The sequence below is a fragment of the Streptomyces sp. V1I1 genome (assembly GCF_030817355.1).
Taxonomy (GTDB): Bacteria; Actinomycetota; Actinomycetes; order Streptomycetales; family Streptomycetaceae; genus Streptomyces.
On the sequence record NZ_JAUSZH010000001.1, the window covers coordinates 7,882,793 to 7,906,473 of the forward strand.

General features: G+C 70.8%; 1 protein-coding gene. It reads left to right on the forward strand.

The annotated features are described in order from the left end of the window. Window positions 1-70 precede the first annotated feature (70 nt). On the forward strand, window positions 71-23,581 hold the full coding sequence (locus QFZ67_RS36820; protein ID WP_307665376.1) for a hypothetical protein: 23,511 nt from the start codon (window positions 71-73) through the stop codon (window positions 23,579-23,581). The last annotated feature ends 100 nt before the right edge of the window (window positions 23,582-23,681 follow it).

Below are 23,681 nucleotides of genomic sequence, written 5' to 3' on the forward strand. Positions count from 1 at the left end.
TCGGCCGCTCCCGCACCATGCCGGGAGCGGCCGCTCCGTCCCGCCCGAGCGGCCTGCGGGGCGGCCCTCGATGAGCATGATGGCATCGCCCGAGGTCAACGCGATGATCTTCATCCTCACCGGGGAGAGGCTCATCGACGCGGACGAGGACCTCGCCTACGAGAGCCGCCGGCCGTACTCCGGTCTGGGCCGCAAGCTCGACAGGATGTCGTCGCTGATCGAGAAGTCCATCCACGACATCGCCGAGGTCATGCCCGACGACCTCTCCAAGTCGTACGCCAAGGCGATGGGCATGCTCATCGACGACGGCGGCAAGAACTACCTGCGCGATTTCGCCGAGCAACTCGACAAGATCGCCGAAGGCCGGCGCAAGACCTCCATGGACATCATGGAGTCCAAGTGGCAGGTCATCGCCGAGGTCATCCGGCTGCTCATCGAGATCGCCATCTACCTGGCGATGTCCTTCTTCACCGGTGGCGCCTCGGCCAGCCAGATCATGATGGCCAAGCTGCGCAGCCGGTTCATGATCCTCACCACCCTCAGCCACCTGCTCCAGCGGCTGCACATCGCGCCCTCGCTGACCGAGGCGTTCGCCGAGGCGTTCACCACCTTCGCGGTGCGGCTGGCGATGATGAACTTCGCCCCCAACGGCCGCCGCCCCGACGGCTTCGACTGGAACGACATCCTCAAGTCGGCCGCGTTCGGCGCCGCCGCAGGCTTCCTCACCAGCATTTTCGACGACTTCGCGAAGAACATCGTCAAGAGCTACGACAACAACTTCCTCAAGAACGGCCCGGACCTCAACTTCAAGAACAACCCCAACCTCAAGAACCCCCCGAACCTCGACTTCAAGAACAACGGCCCGAACCCCAAGCCGAACCCCGACCCCACCCCGAACCCCCGCGACAACACCCCGAAGGACCGCCCGGAGCCCAGCCCGTACGGGAACGGCCCCAACCTCACGAACAACACGCCGACCACCTTCCGGAACAACCCGCTCTCCTTCCGGAACAACACCAACCTGTGGCGCAACAACCAGATCCTGCGCAACAACGCCGACCGGCCGGGCGCGCTGGCCGGGCACTACGGGCTCAAGGGGACGGCCGACTTCCTCGCCGCCGGCTCCGGCGAGGCGCTCGCCGAAATCCTGATCAAGGGTGCCTTCGACGGCGACTGGTCCACCAGCTGGTCCACCTTCGTCGGCGCGGGCATCAGCAGCCAGGTGGAGGCCACGCTCACCGACACCGCCCTGAACAGCGGCGCCGAACTGCGCCACGCCATTGACAAGTTGCGCATGCAGCCGCCGCCCACCGTCTCCGGAGGCAACAGCGACTCCGACACGCGGGACTCCGACGGGTCCACACGTTCTCGCGACGGCGACGGCTCCGACCGTACCGGCGGTACCGACGGTCCCCCGCGTACGGACTCCTCGGGCGGCGCCGGCTCCACGCGCAACTCGCCTCCGCGCGTCACGCAACAGAACACCGGCCAGGGGGACTTCACCGGCAGCCAGTCGCCTCCGCCCTACTCCACCGAGGCCCCGCAGCCGTACACCACCCTGGACCCGCCGCCGTACTCCCCGGGCCCGCTGCCCGTGACCGCCGCCGAGAACGAGCTGTGGCAGCAGGTCCACAACGGTCCCGCCGAGGTCCGCGAGCAGGCGCTGCGCGACCTCGCCGCCCTGCGCGGCTCCCAGCCGCCCGGCAGCACCGAGATCGGCGTCCGCGGCAGCCTGCACAGCAACCTGTCGCAGGTGCCCGAGGTCCGGGTCGTGCCCGCCGGGAACAGCCCCGCCGCGCAGGTCGACACTGACGAGATCCGCCGCGCCCTCGACAGCTTCGGCACGCCGGTCACGGTGGACTCCCCGATCACCACGGGCACGTTCGGCAACGGCTCCACGGGCAACTCCGCTCCCGGTCCCGCCGGGAACAACGCCGACCCGGTGGTGGACCTCGAAACGGACGTGCAGGTCGACAACACCAACAGCGCCGACAACACCGTCGTCACCGGCGACCGGGACGGTGTCGCGTCCGAGGCATCGCCGGACAACTCGGTCGTGGGTTCCCCGGAGAGCACCGTCCAGAACTCTCCGGACGAGGTGGTCTCGCAGGACGACCGTACGGCTCCGGTGCCGGGGCAGGGGGGCGGTCCCGTCGCCTCCAACAGCCCCACCACCTCCGCCGCGCCGGGCACGGGCACGAGCACCGGCTCAGGCACGGGCACGAGCACCGGCTCAGGCACGGGCTCGAACACCGGCTCAGGCACGGGCGCCCGACCGGGTGGCGTACCCGCCGCCGGAGGCACCCAGACCCCTTCCGCCGCGCAGCCCCAGGGCACGCAGGGCACCCGTGACCCGGACGGCACGGCCCCGGCGGACGGCTCCCGGACCACGACCGACGACGCCTCGCAGATCTCGCAGTCGCCGGAGACTGGTACTTCTTCGGAGACCTCCTCCTCGGAGACCTCCTCTCCTTCGGAGATCAGCCCGCCGCCGGAGATCAGCACGCCACCGGCGACCACATCCTCGCCGGAGGCCGTCAACTCGGGCGAGAGCAACAGCACTTCGGGCTCCACCGAAAGCGACCCCACCCCGGCCCCCGACATCACCACCGCCCCGCCGAAGGTGGGCACCACCGGCTCGTACGCCGACACGGGCGACGTACGCGATGTCGGCGATGCACGTGACGTCGGCGGCCTGAGCGACGTGAAGGCCGGTCCTGCCCCGGCCGGGGGCCTCTCGCCCAGCCAGTCACCGCCGTTGACGATCGTCGTCTCGGAGGTGCCGCCGCCGGGGGAGGGGACGCCGGAAGCGGCCGAGCTGTTGGACGGGGCCGGGGTCGACCGGGCCGTCGTGCTCGGGCCGTCGGTCACGCCGGACGGAGCGGGGCGTCCGGTACGCGCCGCCGTCGAGCTGACCCGCGAGGGCCCGGGTGCCCCGGTCCGGGTCCGCCCGCTCACCGGCCCCCCGACTGCCGTGATGCCGGACGGCACTCCCGACACCTCGGACGCCGCGTTCCCCGGCGCGGACGTGCTGCTGCCGCTCGCCGACGCCCTCGGACCGGCCCCTGCCACCACATCCGGCCCCGCCACGCAGAGCACCGCGACCACCGACAGCGACCCGGTCATCGCCCCGGCTACGCGCCCGAAGGTGGTCTCGGACGCGACGTCTTTCGTGGATGGCAATGGAGCCGGCCCGGACTCCACGGCCACCAGCCTGCCCGCCGCGGCCAAGCTGGCCACCCTGTCCCGGCCTTGGACCGACACGGCCACCGACCTGTACCTGGAGTCGGGCAACAGCAACAGCAACGGCGACAGCAACAACAACGGAGTCGGCGGACACGGCCCCGGCGGCGGTCGCGGGCGAGGGAACGGCGGCACCCCGCCCCCGCCGCCGCCCACCACGTCGGACAACTCCCCGGCGCCACCCCCTGTGGCGCTCCCCGTGGCGCCCCCGCCCACGGGGCGGATCGTCGTGCGGCCCGCGAACAGCGGCGCTACCGCCGACAACGGAAACGGTCCTGCACGGCCCTCGGGCGAGCCGCTCGTCACCACCCTGGACGGCCACACGGTGCCCGTCGCGCAGCTGCGGCGCTGGGTGCCGAACGCGACCGCCAAGCCTGAACCGGGGCGCGCCGTACAGACGTTGACCATCTCGCAGGGCCCGGCCGAGGACGGCACGGCGCACAGCGCGGGGCGTCGCGCGCTGCTGGGCCAGGACACCTTCCGCGGCGTGCGCACCACTTCCGCTCAATCGGCCCCGGGGACCGTCGCGGACCCGCCCGCCCGCCGTACCGTGTTCACCGGTCCGCCGACCGCGCTCCCCGGGTCGGGCACCGAGCGCGGCGCCGACTACTTCGCGGGGCACGGCACCTCCCGTACCGTCACTCTCGGTACCGAGGACGCGGCGCGACCCACCGTGAAGGTCAGCGGCGTACAGCTCGGCGAGGTGCTCAAGTCCTGGGCGCAGGACGGCGATCAGGAACGGCCACTGGTGCTGTTCTCCTGCGAGACCGGGCGGCAGCCGCAGGTGGCGGGCCTGCCGGTGGCACAGCACGTGGCGAACCGGACCGGGCGGCAGGTGTACGCGCCGACCACCGAGGTGGGCACCGCCCGGGACAGGGACGGCACCGTACGCGCGGTGCTCACCGAGGGCTCGGACGGGCCGGGAGGGTGGCGGCTCTTCACCCCTGAGCCCAGCGGTGTTGACCTGGACGATCTGGCGCGCGACGCCGGCCTGCACGCGGGCCCCGAACCGGCCGACGCCTTCGCCCGGGCCCGTACCCTCCAGCAGATCCGCACGCTGCGCGAGGCCCTCGGCCCGGATGCCGAACAGCGGCCGGAGAACAGGGAGTTGCTCGCCGGACTCGCCTTCGTGGACAACCTGCGCTGGCTCAGCCCGGACACCGCGGCCCGCTACGGCGACGGCCGGATGACCCCGGACCTGCTGCGCCGGATGGTCGTCGACCGGGGCGGTGCGAAGAGCGGCACCACCACCGATCCGGGCGCCGATCCCACGGTCGAGCAGTACACCGAATTCCTGCGCGCCGCAGCCGAGTTGCGTTCCACCGCAAGGCCCGACACCACGCTCGACGCCCTGCTGCCCCCGCCGCCGCCCGTGCTCCCGCCAAGCACCCTCGTGTCGCCGGAGGACGTGCGCGGTCTCTCCTACGCGCCCTCCGCGCAGATCACCTGGTCGCTCTCCAGCACCCCGCTGCCACTGTCCGAACTGGGCCTGAGCTCCGAGGACACCGCCGAACTCGCCCGCCGCAGGCCCGACCTGGCGCCCGCGTCGAGCCGCCCGGAGAGCCTCGCCGAGGACATGACCCTCCTCAGCAAGGCCACGCCCGGCACGGCGGACACCGTGAACGCGGACGGCCTGTCCTTCCGGCGCCTGGACACCCCGGGCGGCGGAAACTGCCTCTTCCGGGCGGCGCTCGACAGTGCGCGCAGCCAGGCCGTACCACCCGCGTGGGCCGCACGGAACGTCGCCGGCCTGCGCCGTCTGCTGAGCGACCGGATCACCGAGTCCGAACTGGGCGACGCCGTGGCCCTGGCGATCCCGGACCCGGTGTTCTCCGTGGTGGACGACCTGCGGATGCGTGCCGTCGCCGGGGCGCAGGACCCGGCCGAGCGGAGCCGGATCACCCAGCTCTGGAACCGGATCGCGCAGGATGTCGTCACCGACGGCGACGCCGGCGAATGGCAGCGGATCCTCCGGGAGAGCGACTACCCGCACCTCGCAGACGTGGCGCCCACCCCCGCCGACGCGTGGCGGCTCGGCGCCAAGGAACTCGTCGGCGCGGCGGCCGAGCTCCCGGCACTGTGGGCTTCTCCCTTCGCCGACCAGCTCCCGGAAGCACTGGCACACACCCTCGACCTCGATCTGCGGCTCGTCCAGCCCGACCCGCGGTCGCCGGGGAGCACCTTCGTCAACACCCTCAACCCGGGCGGCCAGGGCGGCGCCCTGCACCTGGCCTACAACGGCACCGACCACTACGACGCCCTGGTCCCGGCCTCGGCGCCGCTCACCCCCGTACCGGACCCGAACACCACCCCGGACCCGAACACGACCACCACACAGGATCCGGCCACCACTCAGGACCCGGCCATTCCTGACCCGGCCACCCCGGACCCGGACGGCTCCGACCCCTTCGGGGAGTGGCTGCGCAGCATGGGCGGGGTCACCGACCTCGGCGGGCCCGACACCGAGGCCCCCGACCGGGGTGACCCGGTACCGCTGGAGACCCAGCTCGAACGGCATCGCCCGGCCCGGCTGCTGACCGGCCAGGACGCCCGGCCGCCGGGCCCGGTACCGACCACCGTCACCTTCGAGGACGGCAGCCGGCTGCCCACGATTCTGATCCATCCGGACGCCGACCCGGGTGACGGCACCCCGGCCGGTCGGCCGGACGGCACCCCGCGCGGTCGCCCCACCGGACTCTTCACCGGCCCCGGCAAGACGACCCTGCGCTCGCCCGAGCAGGTGGCCGAGGAGATCCTGAGCAAGCTGCCGAAGAAGCTGCGCGCCCAGTTCGACGAGGCGGAGCTGCTGCGCCTGCTGACCGAGCAGCCCGGCGCCTTCACCGCCCCGCGCGGCGCGCGCTTCGTGGGCCGGGAGAAGTCCGGCGTCGGCCACGAGATGACGGTCGAGGCCATCCCGTACCACCGCTGGGAGCGCTTCTCCGACGTGAACGGCGGCACCGTCCGGCTGGACACCATGCGACGCGGCCAGGCCGGTACGGGCGGCGGGCGCAGCGTCGGCTTCGGGCGCCGGATCGCCGGAGGGCTGAGCATGGGCCCGCCGCTCAACTGGCTGCTGAAGATCGGTGTTTCGCTGGGCTGGACCCGCAGGACCGACTACGCCCAGGGCACCCAGGCGTACAACCAGTCCGAGTGGCGCGCCCACGAGGGCTCGCACCTGCACCTGGACGACGTCCACTACCGGGTGCGGGTGGACCGCGTCACCGAGGCACCGAAGACCACCGGCCCCGACAATTCGTCCGGCCGGGGCAGTACCCCGGGCAACCAGCCCAACTCGCCGCTGCCGAAACCCCATTGGCAGCGTACGCAAGTGCACTCCGCGGAGTTCGCGATGCGCGACGGGCTGAGCTGGCGGCTGCCGGACGACCTCACCGTGCCCTACAAGGGACCGCAGCGGGCACCGAAGACGCTCACCTTCCCGGACGGGATCGAGCCGCGGATCACCGACACCACCGGGCTGCACCTGACGGATGCGCCGGAGGACATGGCGCTGGCCATCTCCGGGGCGCGGCCAGGGAGTTCGGCGCACCGCACCCTGGTCTCGTACGTTCGTCCGGGGCGGCTGCTCGCCCTGTTCGGCCGGTTCTCCGGGCCGGTCACCGGGCCCGAGCTGACCCGGGGCAGCGGACAGCACCCGCTGGGGCACCTGATCGTGGAGCGCTCGGTGCCGCACCGGGCCACGCTGGTCACCGAGTCGGTCAAGGCGGAGTTGCGCGACCTCACCCAGACCACCTACCAAAACGAGCGCGGCCACGTCCGTGACACCCGCCTGGGCATCCAGGTCACCGCGGGGCCGAACTACACCCTCGTCGGCGCGGAGACCGATGTGCGCCTCCAGGGCGGCCCGTTGGTCCGCGCGGACCTCAGCGCCGGGCGCGGCCACTACCTCGGCGTCGACGCGGCCCGGAAGACCACCGGCCGGGTCCGCAACCACCCGATCGCCCTGTACCGGGTGGAGCGCACCCTGATGGTGCGCAAGCCCGGCGAACCGCCGTCGGCCGCCCGCCCGGTCCGGGTGGTCAGCCTGGACTGGATCTCCACCCAGGACGCCCGACGCCTCGCGGGCTGGGACAGCCGCACGCCCGGCCAGGCGGGCCCCAACCCGGACGCCGAGCCGCCGGTGCCGTGGTACCTCACCCGAGAGGACCCGGTCCACCTGAGCGGTCAGGTCCGCGCCGAGGGCTTCCGCCCCGTCCGCCCGCAGACCCAGGTGCAGTCGCAGCCCCAGGTGCAGACACAGGTCCAGGTACAGCCGCAGCCCCTGGGGCAGACCCAGCCCCAGACCCAATCTCAGGTACAGACCCAGCCCCAGACTCAGACCCAGCCCCAGACTCAGAGCCAGCCGCAGGGGCAAAGCCAGAGTCAGCAGCAGCCGCCGGCTCAGCAGCCCGTCCCCCAGGACCCCATGCGGGCCTTCGCGGACGCCGTCCTGGACACGCTGCACCGCTCCTACCCGTCGCTGTTCGTCCCGCCGCTGATGCTGCGGCACCCGCGGCTCGCCAAGTTCTGGTACGGCGACGGGCGGATGCGGACCGCGCTGCACAACGACCGCCAGGTGCGCGAGGCGCTGAACCGGCCCAGCCTGGCGCAGAGCCTGGACGACCTGACCACCACCGGGGTGCCGGTCACCCTCACCGAGGACGGCAAGGTGCGCCGCGGCCACCACACGCTCATCCTCCGGGCACGCCTCACCGACCGGCAGTTCGAGACCACCATGAGCGAGCGCTCGCTGCGCAACGCGGTGATCGGCACCGAGGTCTCGGGCCAGGGGCAGCAGGCGTCCCTCACCCTCTCCGGAGGTGTCGAGCTGGGCGTCTCGCCCCGCGACCACAACAAGGTGCCCGACGTCGGGCTGCCCCGTCAGGCCGGCAACGTGACTGTCGGGGTCCGTCACGCCAAGACCGACCAGAAGGCCACCAGGAACACGGTCGCGGTGGCCCACGACCAGCTGACGTTCCAGACCGGCGCCGACCTCTACAGCTACCAGGTGGAGCTGGGTGCCTCCTTCGAGGGCCACCGCCGCCCGCGCGGCTGGGCCCGGCTCGCCTCGGTCGGCCTGCTCGGCGCGGGCGTCTTCGTCAGCAAGGTCGAGGAGCGGCCACTGTTCACCCGGGGCAACGAGACCGTGGGCCGGGTGGAGCTGGCCGTGCCCGCCGCGCACGGCTCCGACCGCCACGCCCCCGCCGACCCGCCGCCCACCGGGCCGGCACCGGCGACCACGGCCGTACCGCAGCAGCTCTCCTCCACCGAGGCGGACCAACTCCTCGACGGCACCCGCCCGCTGCCCAGGACGGACTCGCCCGACCGGCAGCTCACCAAGAAGCTGCTGAGCGTTCCGCACGTGGTGCTGAGCACCGAGGGCGGCCCGCAGCGCCAGCAGCTCATGCAGGACACCGCCGACCGTGCCTCGGGCACTTCCTGGCACGTCAGCGCACCCGGCGCCCCGGTGCGCACCGCGCTGCGCCGGGCGATGGCCAACCTCAGCGTGGCCGGGCAACTCGGCCAGTATCTGGGCCCGTTCGGTTCCCGCGTCGCCGGACTCAACGGCGCCGGACCGTTCCGTACCCATTACCTCAAGGCGGCGGTCCGCGGCGAACTGGGCAACTTCCGGGTCAAGAGCGACCCGAAGCCGGCCAGCCTCGAGGCCACCATCGGCAACGAGCACCGCGTTGCCGGCAGCACGAGCACCGTCTCCCGTACCACCGTCGGCCTCCAGGGTGCCGACATGCCGCTGCAGCAGGCCCCGGGCCAGTCGGCGGTGGTCGGCTCCTACTCGACCGCCCTGCAGTACGCCTGGGGCAAGGGCCGCAGCGTCTCGCAGACCCTCACCCGGGGACGCAACACCACCCTCGCCTTCGCCGGGCGCATGTACCTGGTGGTCGCCGACGCCGCCGAGACCGTCGCGGTACGGGACCGCTGGACGGCCGCGATGGGCACGGTGGGCACCCGCGCCGGCGCCCGTATCAGCTCCGCGGCCGGTCGGCTCTCCGAGCGCCTCGGCGACAGTCTCGCCCCACGCCGGGCCGCCGCCGCGCTCCAGCGCATCCGTGACGCGGTGATGTTCCACCTCCCGATGCAGGACGTCATCGAGGCCGGGCTCGCCCGGGACGGCCTGGGCATCACCACCCCGCACAACCTCGGCGGCGGCTACCGGGTGCCTCCCTACCTGCGCAACCGCCGCTTCCCCACCCACCCCAGCGGCCAACTCGACGCCGGCCCTGCGGCACAGCAGCTGATGGGGCAGCTGGAGAAGATCGGGGTGCCCTCGCACGACCGGGAGCAGGTCCTCCAGCGGCTCTCCCCGGACTTCCTCCGCGGCCACCTGCACGAGCTGACGACCGACGGGATGAACCTGCCGGTCCGCTACCGCGCCTGGTCCAGCCCGCATCACCTGCCGGTCGGCGGCAGCCCCGGACAGGTCCAATTCAAGCTGACTCCGGTCACCACCACCGTGGACAGGCTGCGTACCGGCTACGAGCTGGAGGACTACCGCACCATCGCCCGCGACGACGCCGACGGCACCTCCCAGGACCGGGGCGCCGACGTGACGCTCAGCGCCGGTCAGCGCGCGGCGGAGAGCGGCATTCTCGTCGCCAACCCCTCGCTCCAGGGCACCGCGGCCAAGCAGCGGTCGAGCACCCGGACCCGGACCGCCGGCACCACCGCGATGCCGAACATCGCCACCACCCAGGCGCACGCCGAGATCGTCACCAGCTACGTCCTGACCGTCACCATGACGGACGCGACCGGTGATCCGCTCACCCCGGGCGTCAACACCCCGGTCGGAAGCCTCAATGAGATCCTCCCGGCGAACCTGCTGACCCCGGACGGCGACGGCGCCGACGGCGCGCTCACCGAGCAGGACGTGCCGGAACCCGAACGCGCGGTGAAGATGCTGGCCGCCGCCCAGGCCCGCCCGGAGGGCATCGCCGCCTGGCGCACCTCCGCCGCCGGGGACGGCACCGGTGGCGCCGACCCGGACATCCTGCCCTTCGACGACCGGATCGGCTCCGGCATCCTCGCCGTGGACATCCGCGGCGCCGCCAACGTGCAGGACGCCCTGACCCTCGCCACCGCGCGCGCCGACGGCCTCGGCGACAGCGACCTCGGCAAACGGCACACAGGCAAGGTCCTCGACTCACGGGTGCGCATGGCCCGCCAGACCCCGCTCACCGGCCTCGGCACCGCCCCCGCCCAGGCCCAGCAGGAGGCCACCGCGCAGGGCGGTCTGACCGCCGGTTTCCGCGAGGCGCTCGGCGCGAACGGCTCACCGCTGCCCGCCCAGGCCTCCGCGCGCCTCTTCGGGCAGTACCACACCGCGGACTCCCGCCTCTACGCGAAGATGCACCGCCGCGGCGCCCGCCTGCTCGCTGTGGAGAACAAGCCGCGCATGGAGGCCATGCAACGGGCGAAGACCTCCGACGCGCTGGAGGCCGGCATCACCGACAACGTCGAGGGCGCCGTGGGCACCGCGCCGATGGCGGGCAACAGCAACGCGGGTGTGACCAACCCGGGCGCCACGGTCCCGATCGGTGGCTCGAACGACGGCACCGTGCTCAAGGGCACCGCGGACACCACCCTCGGCACCCACCTCAAGGTCGTCACCGACCGGAGCATGCTCTTCGCGCTGCCGGTGAGCTGGCTGTCCGTGGCCGAGGCGGACCACCGCATCACCGACAGCCGCCCGCTGCACGCGCTCGGCAAGGCCAAGCGCGGGCCGCGCGCCGCCGAGGCCGAGACCACCGCCCTGGTCTGGCTGCGCGAGGACATCGCCCGCGACTACGGCCTCCTGGACGACACCACGTTCCCCGACGAGGTCCTCGCGGCCTGGGACGACCTGTCCAAGGCGGCGGGCGACCTCGCCGCTGCCGAGAAGGGTTACTACGACGCACGGGCGCGGGCCCGGGAGACGTGGCTCGACCTGAGCCCGGCGGAACAGGCCGCGCTCGGCGACGACAACTCCGGTCCGCCGACCGATCTGCCGCAGGACATGGTCTGGTCCCCAGCCGTCGTCGCCTGGCAGGCCGCCCGCCAGGAGGTCCACCGGTGGGAGCAGCACACCGACGCCACCGCCCGGGACCACCACCGGCTGCACCTGGCCGCCTCCCGCCTCACCGCGCACCACCAGGGTTCGGCCTCCGTCCCGGTGCCGGACCGGCCGCAGGAGTACGCCGAGCCGGGCTGGCGCTCCGAGGCACCCGAGCCGTACGTCATCACCGACGGGACGGACTCCGCCCCACGCACCCTCACCTCGCCGGACGGCGCCACGGTGCGCGAGGTGCACGACATGCCGCACGACGGCGCCTCGTTCTTCCACGCGCTGCTCGCTGCCGCCGAGGCCCGAGGCCGCCTGCCCCACCTGCTCGGCACCGACCTCGCCGACCGGTTCACGGGCGCCTCCGGCGACCCGGCGGTCACCGCGGAGGCCATCGGCACCGCCCGCGACCGCCTCGCCTGGGAGCTGGGCGAGGACGGCAACGAGGACCTGCTCGACGCCCTCGCCCTGGACGCCGAGGACACCTTCACGCAGGACGAACTCGACGCCGCGGGTGTGCAGTTGACCCCGGCGCAGCAGACCGAGTTCGATGCCTTCGGCCGACTCCCGCAGACCTACTGGCCGACCCCCGCGCAGCGGGTGGCGCTGGCCACCGCGGCCCTGTCCCGCCCGTTCGCGAGCGAGCCGCTGCAGGACGGCGGCACGGAGCGCCCGGACGGCGAACCCGCCCGGCCCGAGCGCCGCGCCGGGGATCACGGCGGAGCCGACCTGCTGCCCGCCCTCGCCGCCCGCGTCCTGGGCACCCCGCTCACCGTGGTGACCGGTGAGGGCCGCGACCAGCTCTTCCTCCCGCACGGCACCGATCCGGCCGCCGTCGACCCGGCCACCGATCCGGTCCTCTTCACCACCGACGGCTTCTTCCACGCCGCGCTTCCGCCCGGGACCTCGCCGCCGGTCGCCACCCCGTTGCCGGCCCCGGCGACGGTGACGACCGGTACGACCGCGGCAACTGCGACGACCGCGACGACCGCGACCGGTACCGGTGCGAACACCGGGACATCGGCCATGGGGACCTCGGGTACCGACACCACGACGAGCCCCGGGTCGGAGCAGCGGTCCGCGCAGCCGCCCGCGCACCGCAGCCACGCCACCCCGCCCTGGCTGCCGCCCGCCGACAGCAGCGGCCCGCGCTACCGCCTCGACCGCGACGGCGTCCTCACCGCACCCGACGGCGCCACCTACACCCAGGTCGCCCCCGCCGGCCGCGGCAACGGCTTTTTCGGCGCGCTCTCCACGGCCTTGCGACACGCAGCGGAGCAGCCCGGACTGGACCGCCAGGAGGCGGCACGGCTGCGCATGCGCGCCGGGGCGTCGCCCGCCCAGCTGATGCGTCTGAACGGTCTGCCCGCCGACCCGGCGGAACGCGACGCGCTCTTCACACCCCCACCCCTGCGGACCCACCCCGGCGAGCCCGCGCCGAGCCAGGACGCCCGCGAGGGGCATCTGCGCCGCCACCTCGCCGAGGCCCCGTGGGGTCCCGGGGCCGACCGTGCGGTGGCCCGGTGGGCCGCCGCCGCGACCGGCACCACCGTCACCCTGATCGAGGAGAACGGAACCGCCCACACCTACCCCGGCCCGTCCGGCGACAGCGGTCCGCACCTTCGGCTCCGCCGCCGGGGCGGGGACATCGTCCCCTTGAGCCTGCACACGCCTGCACCCACGCCGAAGGCTCCCGCGCCCAAGGACACGGAGTCGAAGGCACCGGAACCGAAGGGCTTGAAGGCGCCGGAGCCGAAGGGCCCGGAGCAGAAGGCCCCGGTGCTGGAGGGTTCCGAGCTGGAGGGTTCCGAGCTGAAGGGGCCCGAGCTGAAGGGGCCCGAGGCACAGGTCACGACGTCCGTCGACACTGCTACGCCGGTCCCGCCCGTGCCGGATCCGGCCTCGCAGGACCCGGCCTCGCAGGACCCGGCTTTGCGGGACCCGGCCCTGCAGCAGGACTCGACCCTGCAAGACCCGACCCCGCAGGACGCGCTCCTCCAGGACGCGGCCACCCTTCCGCTGCCCCCGTCACCGACGGGCAGCGACCTCCCGGGTCTCCTGGAGGAGGAGGCGTACGAGCTGAGCACGCTGTCCGGCACCGACGCGGGCTCCGACGCCCCCACGGACTCGGACACGGTGCCCGCCGCACCGGAGCCGGTCCTCCGTCCCTTCAAGTTGGGGAACTTCGAGTTCACCAACCTGAACCAGACGGAGAGGTACGTCGACAAGGCGGTCCGGATCATCGAGCTGCTCGACGAGCACAGCACCATCAAGAACTACGTCGGCGGCCGCCCTGTCCGGATCACCCTGCATGTGCGCACGACCGAGACCCCGGCCGACGTGCGCGACCTGGGCGACGACGGCGTCCAGATCAACCTCGCCAGCTACTACTTCGAGAAGTACGACATCGGCTACATCATGGGGATGCTGGCCCACGAGATCGGCCTGCACCCCCTCGCCTCGCGCAACACGGAGATTCCGGAGCAGGAGGAGGCGTACCGGGGTATGCCCCTGCCGGTGCCGGGACTGACGGACCTGAGGACGCCGCGCACCATGAACACCGAGGGGGCGGGCCAGGCCGACCACATCATGGCCGCCTACCCCCGTACCATCCGGCACGGCATCTACCGCGACATCGTCATAGAGATGGCCAAGGTGCTCGCGCAGCACGCGCGGGTCGGCGTGACGGGCGCCAAGTCCCAGGACGTCACCGACCTCTTCGACACCTACCTGATGGACCTCGCCTCCATCGCGGTCACCAGCGACTACCGGATGAACGCGGTCAAGGAGCCCAACTACACGGCAAGGGTCTACAACGCCTACAAGGAGATGCTCCGCGCCCAGTTGGCGGAGAACACCGCTCTTCGGGACCTCCTGCCGTCGAACAAGAGCCTGTTCGGCGTCGCACGGTCCTTCACCCAGCTCGCCACCAGCATCGCGACCAACAACCGCGGCGACAGCATCCAACAGCCCGTTGCTCCGGACCAGGCCGGAGGCAACACCGGCGAGGCACGCCCCAGACTTCCCGAGGCGGGCACCGGCCCCGCGCCGCAGACCGCGCCGTCCGCCACCTCGCCGACGCGCGGCCCGCGCGACAGCCGACCCCGGTTCGTGGTGCGTTCAGGCTTCGACGCCCGGCGGTTCTCGTACCAGGGCAAGCCGGTCACCGACCTCACCGTCCGCATTGCGATACGGGGCGCGGACGGCCAGGCCTCGCGCGTGTTCGACCAGCTCAACGCGGGCGTGAGCGAGTTCCTGAACGACCCGGACCACCGCCTGCCCAACGGCGACCGGCTGCACGTGACCGTCGAGCACGTCGATCCCACCGATGCGCCGCACCTGACCGTGAACCTGGCGGGCCGGGACCAGGCGATGAACCAGACCACCTGGTGGTCCGACGCCGCCCCGGTGCAGATGGTGCACGAGCTCACCCACCAGCTCGGCCTGCGCGACGAGTACCGGGACGCCGACTCCCCGCACCGCCCGCACATCCTCGGCAGCCTGCTGGGCGACCTCGACGGAGCTACCGAAGACGTCTCCCTCCCCCCCGCCGGCCTGCGCGACCGGCACATGGCCCTGCTCGGAGCGCTCATCGGCGACGTGACCCCAGTGCCTCAGCAGAACGGCGACCAGGCCGACCAGAGCTGGGCGGCGGCCCGGAGCGCCGCCGCTGCGGAAACCCGCGAGTCCATCTGGGTCGACCCGGTCTCCCTGCCCCGACCCGCCGACGGCCCGGCAGTCACCGAGGTTCCGGCTCACATGCAGCAGGACTCGGACACGGTGCCCGCCGCACCGGAGCCGGTCCTGCCTCCCTTCAAGTTGGGGAACTTCGAGTTCACCAACCTGAACCAGACGGAGAGGTACGTCGACAAGGCGGTCCGGATCGTCGAGCTGCTCGACGAGCACAGCACCATCAAGAACTACGTCGGCGGCCGCCCTGTCCGGATCACCCTGCATGTGCGCACGACCGAGACCCCGGCCGACGTGCGTGACCTGGGCGACGACGGCGTCCAGATCAACCTCGCCAGCTATTACTTCGAGAAGTACGACATCGGCTACATCATGGGGATGCTGGCCCACGAGATCGGCCTGCACCCCCTCGCCTCCCGCAACACGAAGATCCCCGAGGAGGAGGAGCTGTACCGGGGCATGCCCCTGCTGGTACCGGGACTGGAGACCCTGAAGACGCCGCGCTTCATGAACACCGAAGGCGCCGGCCAGGAAGACCACGTCATGGCCGCCTTCCCCCACACCATCCGGCACGGCATCTACCGCGACATCGTCCTGGAAATGGCCGGGGTGCTCGCGCAGCACGCACGGGTCGGCGTGACGGGCGCCAAGGCAAAGGACGTCACCGACCTGATCGACACCTACCTGATGGACCTCGCCTCCATCGCGGTCACCAACGACCACCGGGCGAGGGCGATCAGGGACCCCAACTACACGGCAAGGGTCTACAACACCTACAAAGCCCAGCTGGCCGAGCACATCGCCCAGGACAGTCCCGTCCGCCCCTTGCTGCCCGCCGACAAGGGAAGGTTCGGCGTCCTCGGAGACTTCGCCCAGCTCGCCACCAGCGTCGGAACCAACAACCGCGGCGACAGCATCCAGCAACCCGTTGCTCCGGACCGGACCGGCGGCAACACCGGCGAGGCACGCCCCAGACTGCCCCAGACCGACACCGACACCGGCACCGACCGCACGGCGACCACCGGCGTCCCGGCCCGTATGCCGCAGGACCCGAACGCGACCCCCACCGCCGCTGAACCGACCCTGACGCCCTTCAAGTCGGGGAACTTCGAGTTCACCAACCTGAAGCACACGAACGAGGGGTACCGCGACAAGGCGGTCCGCATCATCGAGCTGCTCCGGAAGCACGACACGATCCGTGACTACGTCGGCGACCGCCCTGTCCGTATCACCCTGCACCTCCGTACGACGGAGACTCCGGCCGATGTGACGGACCGTGGTGATGCCGGTGTGGACATCAACCTCGCCAGTTACTACTTCGAGAAGTACGACATCGGTTACATCATGGGGATGCTGGCCCATGAGATCGGCCTGCACCCCTTGGCCTCGCGGGACACGAACATCCCCGACGAGGAGGGGATGTTCGCGGGGGTTCCGCTGACGGTTCCGGGGCTGACGGACCTGAAGACCCCGCGCACGATGAACACCGAGGGTGCCGGTCAGGCCGACCACATCATGGCCGCCTTCCCCAGCAGCACCAGGCACCGGATCTACCGCGACATCGTGCTGAAAATGGCCGGTGTCCTGGCGGAGGATGCGCGAACAGGGGAGGAGGGCGCCAAGGCCAAGGACGTCACGGACCTGATCGACACCTACCTCATGGATCTGGCCACGATCGCGCTCACCAACGACAAGCGTAAGGACGCGGCGTGGGAACCGCGGTACACGGCCAAGGTCTACAACGCCTACAAGGCGCAGTTCGCAGCGCAGTTGGCGCAGGGCAGTCCCGTACGGAGCCTGCTGCCGGCCGACAAGAGCTGGTACAACGTCACGAGCAACTTCCTGGGCCTGGGCAGCAGCGTCGCGTTCAACAACCAGGGCGACAGCATCCAGACCAGCACGCCGACGCCGAGCGGCAGCGACACAGGCGAGGCCCGCCCGCGGCTTCCGCAGGGCAGCACCGACACCGGGCTTCAGAGCGGGCCGTCCGACACATCGCGGCCGAGGGGGCCGCGTGACAGCCGGCCGCGGTTCGTGGTCCGGTCGGGCTTCGATGCGCGGCGGTTCACTTACGACGGTGATCCGGTCACCGACCTGACCGTCCGTGTTGCGATGCGCGGCACGGACGGACAGGCCTCGCGGGTGTTCGACCAGCTCAAGTCAGGTGTCAGCGAGTTCCTCAACGTTGCCGGTTACCGGCTGCCCAACGGTGACCTGCTGCACGTGTCCGTCGAGCTGGTTACGCCTTCGGGCTCGCCGCACCTGACCGTGGACCTGGCCAACCGGGATCAGACCATGGATCAGAACACCTGGTGGGCGGATGCCGATCCGGTGCAGATGGTGCATGAGCTGACGCACCAGCTCGGGTTGCGGGACGAGTACCGCGACGCCGACTCCCCGCACCGACCCCACGTCCCGGGCAGTCTCCTCGGCGACCTCAACGCGGACCCCGAGGACTCCTCACTCGCCGTCGCCGGACTGAGGGGGCGGCACCTGGCTCTGCTGGGTGCGCTGATCGGGGACGTAACCCCGCAGCCGGAGGGAAGCGCGGAGGAGGACACCGAGCAGACCTGGGACGCGGTGCGTACCGGCACCGACCCGGTCCTCCGCGAATCTGTCTGGGTCGACCCGGTCTCCCTGCCCCGACCGTCCACCGACGGCACGGCGGTCACCGAGGTCCCGGTCCGTATGCCGCAGGACCCGAACGCGACCCCCACCGCTGCCGCCGAACCGAGCCTCGTTCCCTTCAAGTCGGGGAACTTCGAGTTCACCAATCTGAAGCACACGAACCAGAGGTACCGGGACAAGGCCGTCCGCATCATCGAACTGCTGCGGGATCACCCGACGATCAACGAGTACATCGGCAACCGTCCTTGCCGCATCACCCTGCACCTGCGGACGACGGAGACTCCGGCGGACGTGAGGGACCGCGGGGATGCCGGTGTCGACATCAACCTCGCCAGTTACTACTTCGAGAAGTACGACATCGGCTACATCATGGGGATGCTGGCCCACGAGATCGGCCTGCACCCCCTCGCCTCGCGCAACACGGAGATTCCGGAGCAGGAGGAGGCGTACCGGGGTATGCCCCTGCCGGTGCCGGGACTGACGGACCTGAGGACGCCGCGCACCATGAACACCGAGGGGGCGGGCCAGGCCGACCACATCATGGCCGCCTACCCCCCTACCATCCGGCACGGCATCTACCGCGACATCGTCCTGAAGATGGCCGACATGCTGGCCGAGGCCGCGCAGGCCGGCGTGGAGGGAGCCAACGCCAAGGACGTCACCGACCTCATCGACTGCTACTTGATGGACCTCGCGTCCATCGCGATCACCAGTGACTACCGGATGAACGCGGCCAAGGAGCCCGGTAACACCGGCAAGGTCTACAACGCGTACAAGGCGCTGTTTGCTGCGCGTATGGCCGAGGACAGCCCCGCCCGTGCTCTGCTGCCCGCCGACAAGGGGATGTTCGGCGTGGTGCGGGACTTCACCCAACTCGCCGCCAGTCTCGCCACCAACAACCGCGGCGACAGCATCCAGCAGCCCATGTCGACGGACGAGGCCCGCCCCCGGCTCCCGCAAGGAACCGACAGCGTTCAGGGGACCGAGGAGAGTATCCAGCAAGCCCTGCTCGGCACGCCCCAGTTGAGGGGTCCGCGCGACAGCCGACCTCGTTTCGTGGTGCGGTCGGGCTTCGACGCGCGGCGGTTCACCCACGACGGCGAACCGGTCACCGACCTCACCGTCCGGCTCGCGATACGCGGCCCCGAGGGTCAGACCACGCATGTGGCCGGTCAACTCGACGCAGGTGTACGGGATTTCCTCAACAGTCCTGCTTACCGGTTGCCGAACGGCGACCGCCTCCATATCACTGTCGAGCACGTCGATCCCTCGGACTCCCCGCACCTGACCGTGGACCTGGCGGGCCGGGACCGAACCATGGACCAGAACACCTGGTGGGCGGACGCCGACCCGGTGCAGATGGTGCATGAGCTGACGCACCAGCTCGGTCTACGGGACGAGTACCGTGACGCCGACTCTCCGCACCGTCCGCACATCCCGGGCAGTCTCCTCGGCGACCCGAACGCGGACCCCGAGGACTTCTCGCTCGTTTCCTCGGGTCTTCGGGGTCGGCATCTGGCCCTGCTGGGTGCGCTGATCGGGGACGTGACCCCGCAGCCTGAGCCAAGCGGACAGGACAGCGAGCAGAGTTGGGATGCGGCTCGCACAGCCACCGACCCGGTCCTCCGGAAGTCGGTGTGGGTGGACCCGGTTTCTCTGCCGCGGTCGGCTGACGACGGCACGGCAGTCATCGAGGTCCTGGCTCGCATGCCCCAGGACCCGAACGCGACACCAGCCAACGCCGCCGCTGAACCGACCCTTACGCCCTTCAAGTCGGGGAACTTCGAGTTCACCAACCTGAAGCACACGAAGGAGAAGTACCGGGACAAGGCCGTCCGGATCATCGATCTGCTGCGGAAGCACGACACCATCCGCGAGTACATCGGCACCCGCCCCTGCCGCATCACCCTGCACGTGCGGACGACGGAGACCCCGGCCGACGTGACAGACCGTGGTGATGCCGGTGTCGACATCAACCTCGCGAGCTACTACTTCGAGAAGTACGACATCGGTTACATCATGGGGATGCTGGCCCATGAGATCGGCCTGCACCCGCTCGCGTCCCGCAACACGAACATCCCTGACGAGGAAGGCATGTTCGCAGGGATGCCGTTGACCGTTCCGGGGCTGGCCGACCTGAAGACACCGCGGATGATGAACACCGAGGGCGCGGGCCAGGCCGACCACATCATGGCCGCCTTCCCCAGCAGTACCAGGCACCGCATCTACCGGGACATCGTGCTCGACATGGCCAAGGACCTGGCAGAGGACGCGCAGGGCGGCGAAGAGGGCGCCAAGCCCGCGGACGTCACGGACCTGATCGACACCTACCTCATGGACCTGGCCACGATCGCGCTCACCAACGACCGGCGTAAGGACGCGGCGTGGGAACCGCGGTACACGGCCAAGGTCTACAACGCCTACAAGGCGCAGTTCGCAGCGCAGTTGGCGCAGGACAGTCCCGTACGGAGCCTGCTGCCGGCCGACAAGAGCTGGTACAACGTCACGAGCAACTTCCTGGGCCTGGGTAGCAGCGTCGCCTTCAACAACCAGGGCGACAGCATCCAGACCGCTTCTCCGGTGCAGGCCGGCACCTCGGCACAGGCCGACAGCGACACCGGCGAAGCCCGTCCCCGGCTTCCGCAGGGGAGCACCGACACCGCGCTCCAGACGCAACTCCCCGGCACATCGCAGCCAAGGGGACCGCGTGACAGCCGCCGCCGCTTCGTGGTCCGGTCGGGCTTCGACGCGCGGCGGTTCACCTACGACGGCGATCCGGTCACCGACCTCACCGTCCGCATCGCGATACGGGGCACGGACGGGCAGGCCTCGCGCGTGTTCGACCAGCTCAAGTCAGGTGTCAGCGAGTTCCTCAACGTTCCTGGTTACCGGCTGCCGAACGGTGACCTGCTGCACGTGTCCGTCGAGCTGGTTACGCCTTCGGGCTCGCCGCACCTGACCGTGGACCTGGCCAACCGGGATCAGACCATGGATCAGAACACCTGGTGGGCGGATGCCGATCCGGTGCAGATGGTGCATGAGCTGACGCACCAGCTCGGCCTGCGGGACGAGTACCGCGACGCCAACTCCCCGCACCGTCCACACATTCCGGGGAGCCTGCTCGGTGACCTGAACGCGGACCCCAAAGACCCTTCGCTCGCCGTCGCAGGTCTGCGTGGCCGGCACCTGGCGCTGCTCAGTGCGCTGATCGGGGACGTGACTCCTCAGCCGCAGCAAAGCGCGAAGGAGGACACCGAGCAGACCTGGGACGCGGTATGCACCGGCACCGACCCGGTCCTTCGCGAGGCGATCTGGGTGGATCCGGTCTCCCTGCCCCGGCTGTCCTCCGACCGCGCGGCAGTCGCCGAAGTCGCCGAAGTCGCCGAAGTCACTGGGGTCCCGGCCCGTATGCCGCAGGGTCCGAACGCGACGCCTGCTACCGCTGCGGAGCCCGATTCGGGTCCCTTCGTGATGGAGAACTTCGAGTTCACGAATCTGAAGCGTTCGAATGAGCGGTACCGCGCGAAGGCGGTGCGGATCGTCGATGTGCTCAGGGATCACCCGACTATCAAGGCGTACGTCGGCGGCCGCCCTGTCCGGATCACTCTGCATGTGCGCACGACCGAGACCCCGGCCGACGTGCGTGACCTGGGTGACGACGGGGTCCAGATCAACCTCGCGAGCTACTACTTCGAGAAGTACGACATCGGTTACATCATGGGGATGCTGGCCCACGAGATAGGCCTGCACCCGCTTGCCTCCCGGAACCGGGACATCCCCGATGAGGAGGAGATGTTCCAGGGTATTCCGCTGCCGGTTCCGGGGCTGGCCGACCTGAAGACGCCGCGCACGATGAACACCGACAACGCGGGTCAGGCCGACCACATCATGGCCGCATTCCCCAGCAGCACCAGGCACGGGATCTACCGCGACATCGTGCTGAAGATGGCGGAGATGCTGGCCGAGTTCGCGCAGGCGCATGTGCCGGGAGCCAAGCTCCAGGACGTCACGGACCTGATCGACTGCTATCTGATGGATCTGGCGTCTATCGCGATCACCAGTGACTATCGGGTGAACGCGGCCAAGGAGCCTGGTAACACCGCGAAGGTCTACAACGCGTACAAGGCGCTGTTTGCTGCGCGTATGGCCGAGGACAGCCCCGCCCGTGCTCTGCTGCCCGCCGACAAGGGGATGTTCGGCGTGGTGCGGGACTTCACCACACTGGCCGCGAGCGTCGCCACCAACAACCGCGGCGACAGCATCCAGCCGCCCACGCCGACCGACGAGGCCCGCCCCCGACTCCCGCAAGCAACCGACAACAGTCAGCAGACCGAGGAGAGCGTCCAGCAAGCCCCGCCCGCAACACCGCAGTTGAGGGGTCCGCGCGACAGCCGCCCCCGCTTCGTGGTGCGGTCGGGCTTCGACGCGCGCCGCTTCTCCTACCAGGGCGAGCAGGTCACGGACCTCACCGTCCGGCTCGCGATACGGGGCCCGGAGGGTCAGACCACGCTCGTGGCCGATCAACTCGACTCAGGTGTGCGGGAGTTCCTCAACAACCCCGCTTACCGGTTGCCGAACGGCGACCGCCTCCACGTCACCGTCGAGCACGTCGCCCCCTCTGACTCTCCGCACCTGACTGTGGACCTGGTGGGCCGGGACCGCGCGATGGATCAAAGCACGTGGTGGGCGGACGCCGATCCGGTGCAGATGGTCCATGAGTTGACCCACCAGCTCGGTCTGCGGGACGAATACCGTGACGCCGACTCCCCGCACCGCCCGCACATCCCGGGCAGTCTCCTTGGCGACCTGAACGCGGGCCCCGAGGACTCTTCGCTCGCCGTCGCCGGTCTGCGTGGTCGGCACCTGGCGCTGCTCAGTGCGCTGATCGGTGACGTCGACCCGCAACCTCAGAGCAAGCAGGACAGCGAGCAGGGCACCGAGCGGCACACCGAGCAGAGCTGGGACGCCGCCCGCACCGCTACCGAGCCGGTCCTCCGCGAGTCCGTCTGGGTGGACCCGGTCTCCCTGCCCCGACCGTCCGACAGCGGCGCGGCAGTCACCGAAGTCACCGAGGTCCCGGCCCGTATGCCGCAGGACCCGAACGCGACCCCCACCGCCCCAGCAAGGGCATACGTGCCGTTCTCGTCGGGGAACTTCGAGTTCACGAACCTGGCGCACACGAACGAGAGGTACCGCGACAAGGCGATCCGCATCATCGATCTGCTGCGGAAGCACGACACCATCAGGGAGTACATCGGCACCCGCCCCTGCCGCATCACCCTGCACCTGCGGACGACGGAGCCCCCGGCCGACGTGAGGGACCGTGACGATGACGGCGTGGACATCAACCTCGCCAGCTATTACTTCGAGAAGTACGACATCGGCTACATCATGGGCATGCTGGCCCACGAGATCGGCCTGCACCCGCTCGCCTCCCGCAACACGAACATCCCCGACGAGGAGGAGATGTTCCAGGGAGTCCCGCTGACCGTGCCGGGGCTGGCCGACCTCAGCACACCGCGCACCATGAACACCGAGGGCGCTGGTCAGGCCGACCACATCATGGCCGCCTTCCCCAGCAGCACAAGGCACCGGATCTACCGCGACATCGTCCTGGGAATGGCCAAGATCCTGGCGGAGGACGCGCAGGCCGGCGAGGAGGGTGCCAAGGCTCAGGACGTCACCGACCTGATCGACTGCTATCTGATGGACCTGGCCTCAATCGCCCTCACCAACGACCACCGGACGAACGCGGCGAAGGAGCCCAACTACACGGCGCGGGTCTACAACGCCTACAAAGACTTGTTCCAGGCCCAGTTGGCGGGAGCCACTGCGCTCCAGGCCCTTCAGGCCCTCCTGCCGTCCAACAAGAGCATGTTCGGCGTGATGAACGACTTCCGGCGCATCGCCACCCATGTCGCCATCGGCAACAGCGGCGACAGCATCCAGCAGGCCGGTACGACCTGAGGCGCGTGTGTCTCTGACGCACGCGCCTCCTGGCGCACGTTCGGGGCGGGGCGCACCGACACACAGTCCGCCCCGCACTACCACGCCTCAGGAAACGGTC

What these genes read in the sequence shown, in the direction of transcription:
- QFZ67_RS36820 (WP_307665376.1), top strand. Translation starts at nt 71, where the DNA reads ATGAGCATGATGGCATCGCCCGAGGTCAACGCGATGATCTTCATCCTC.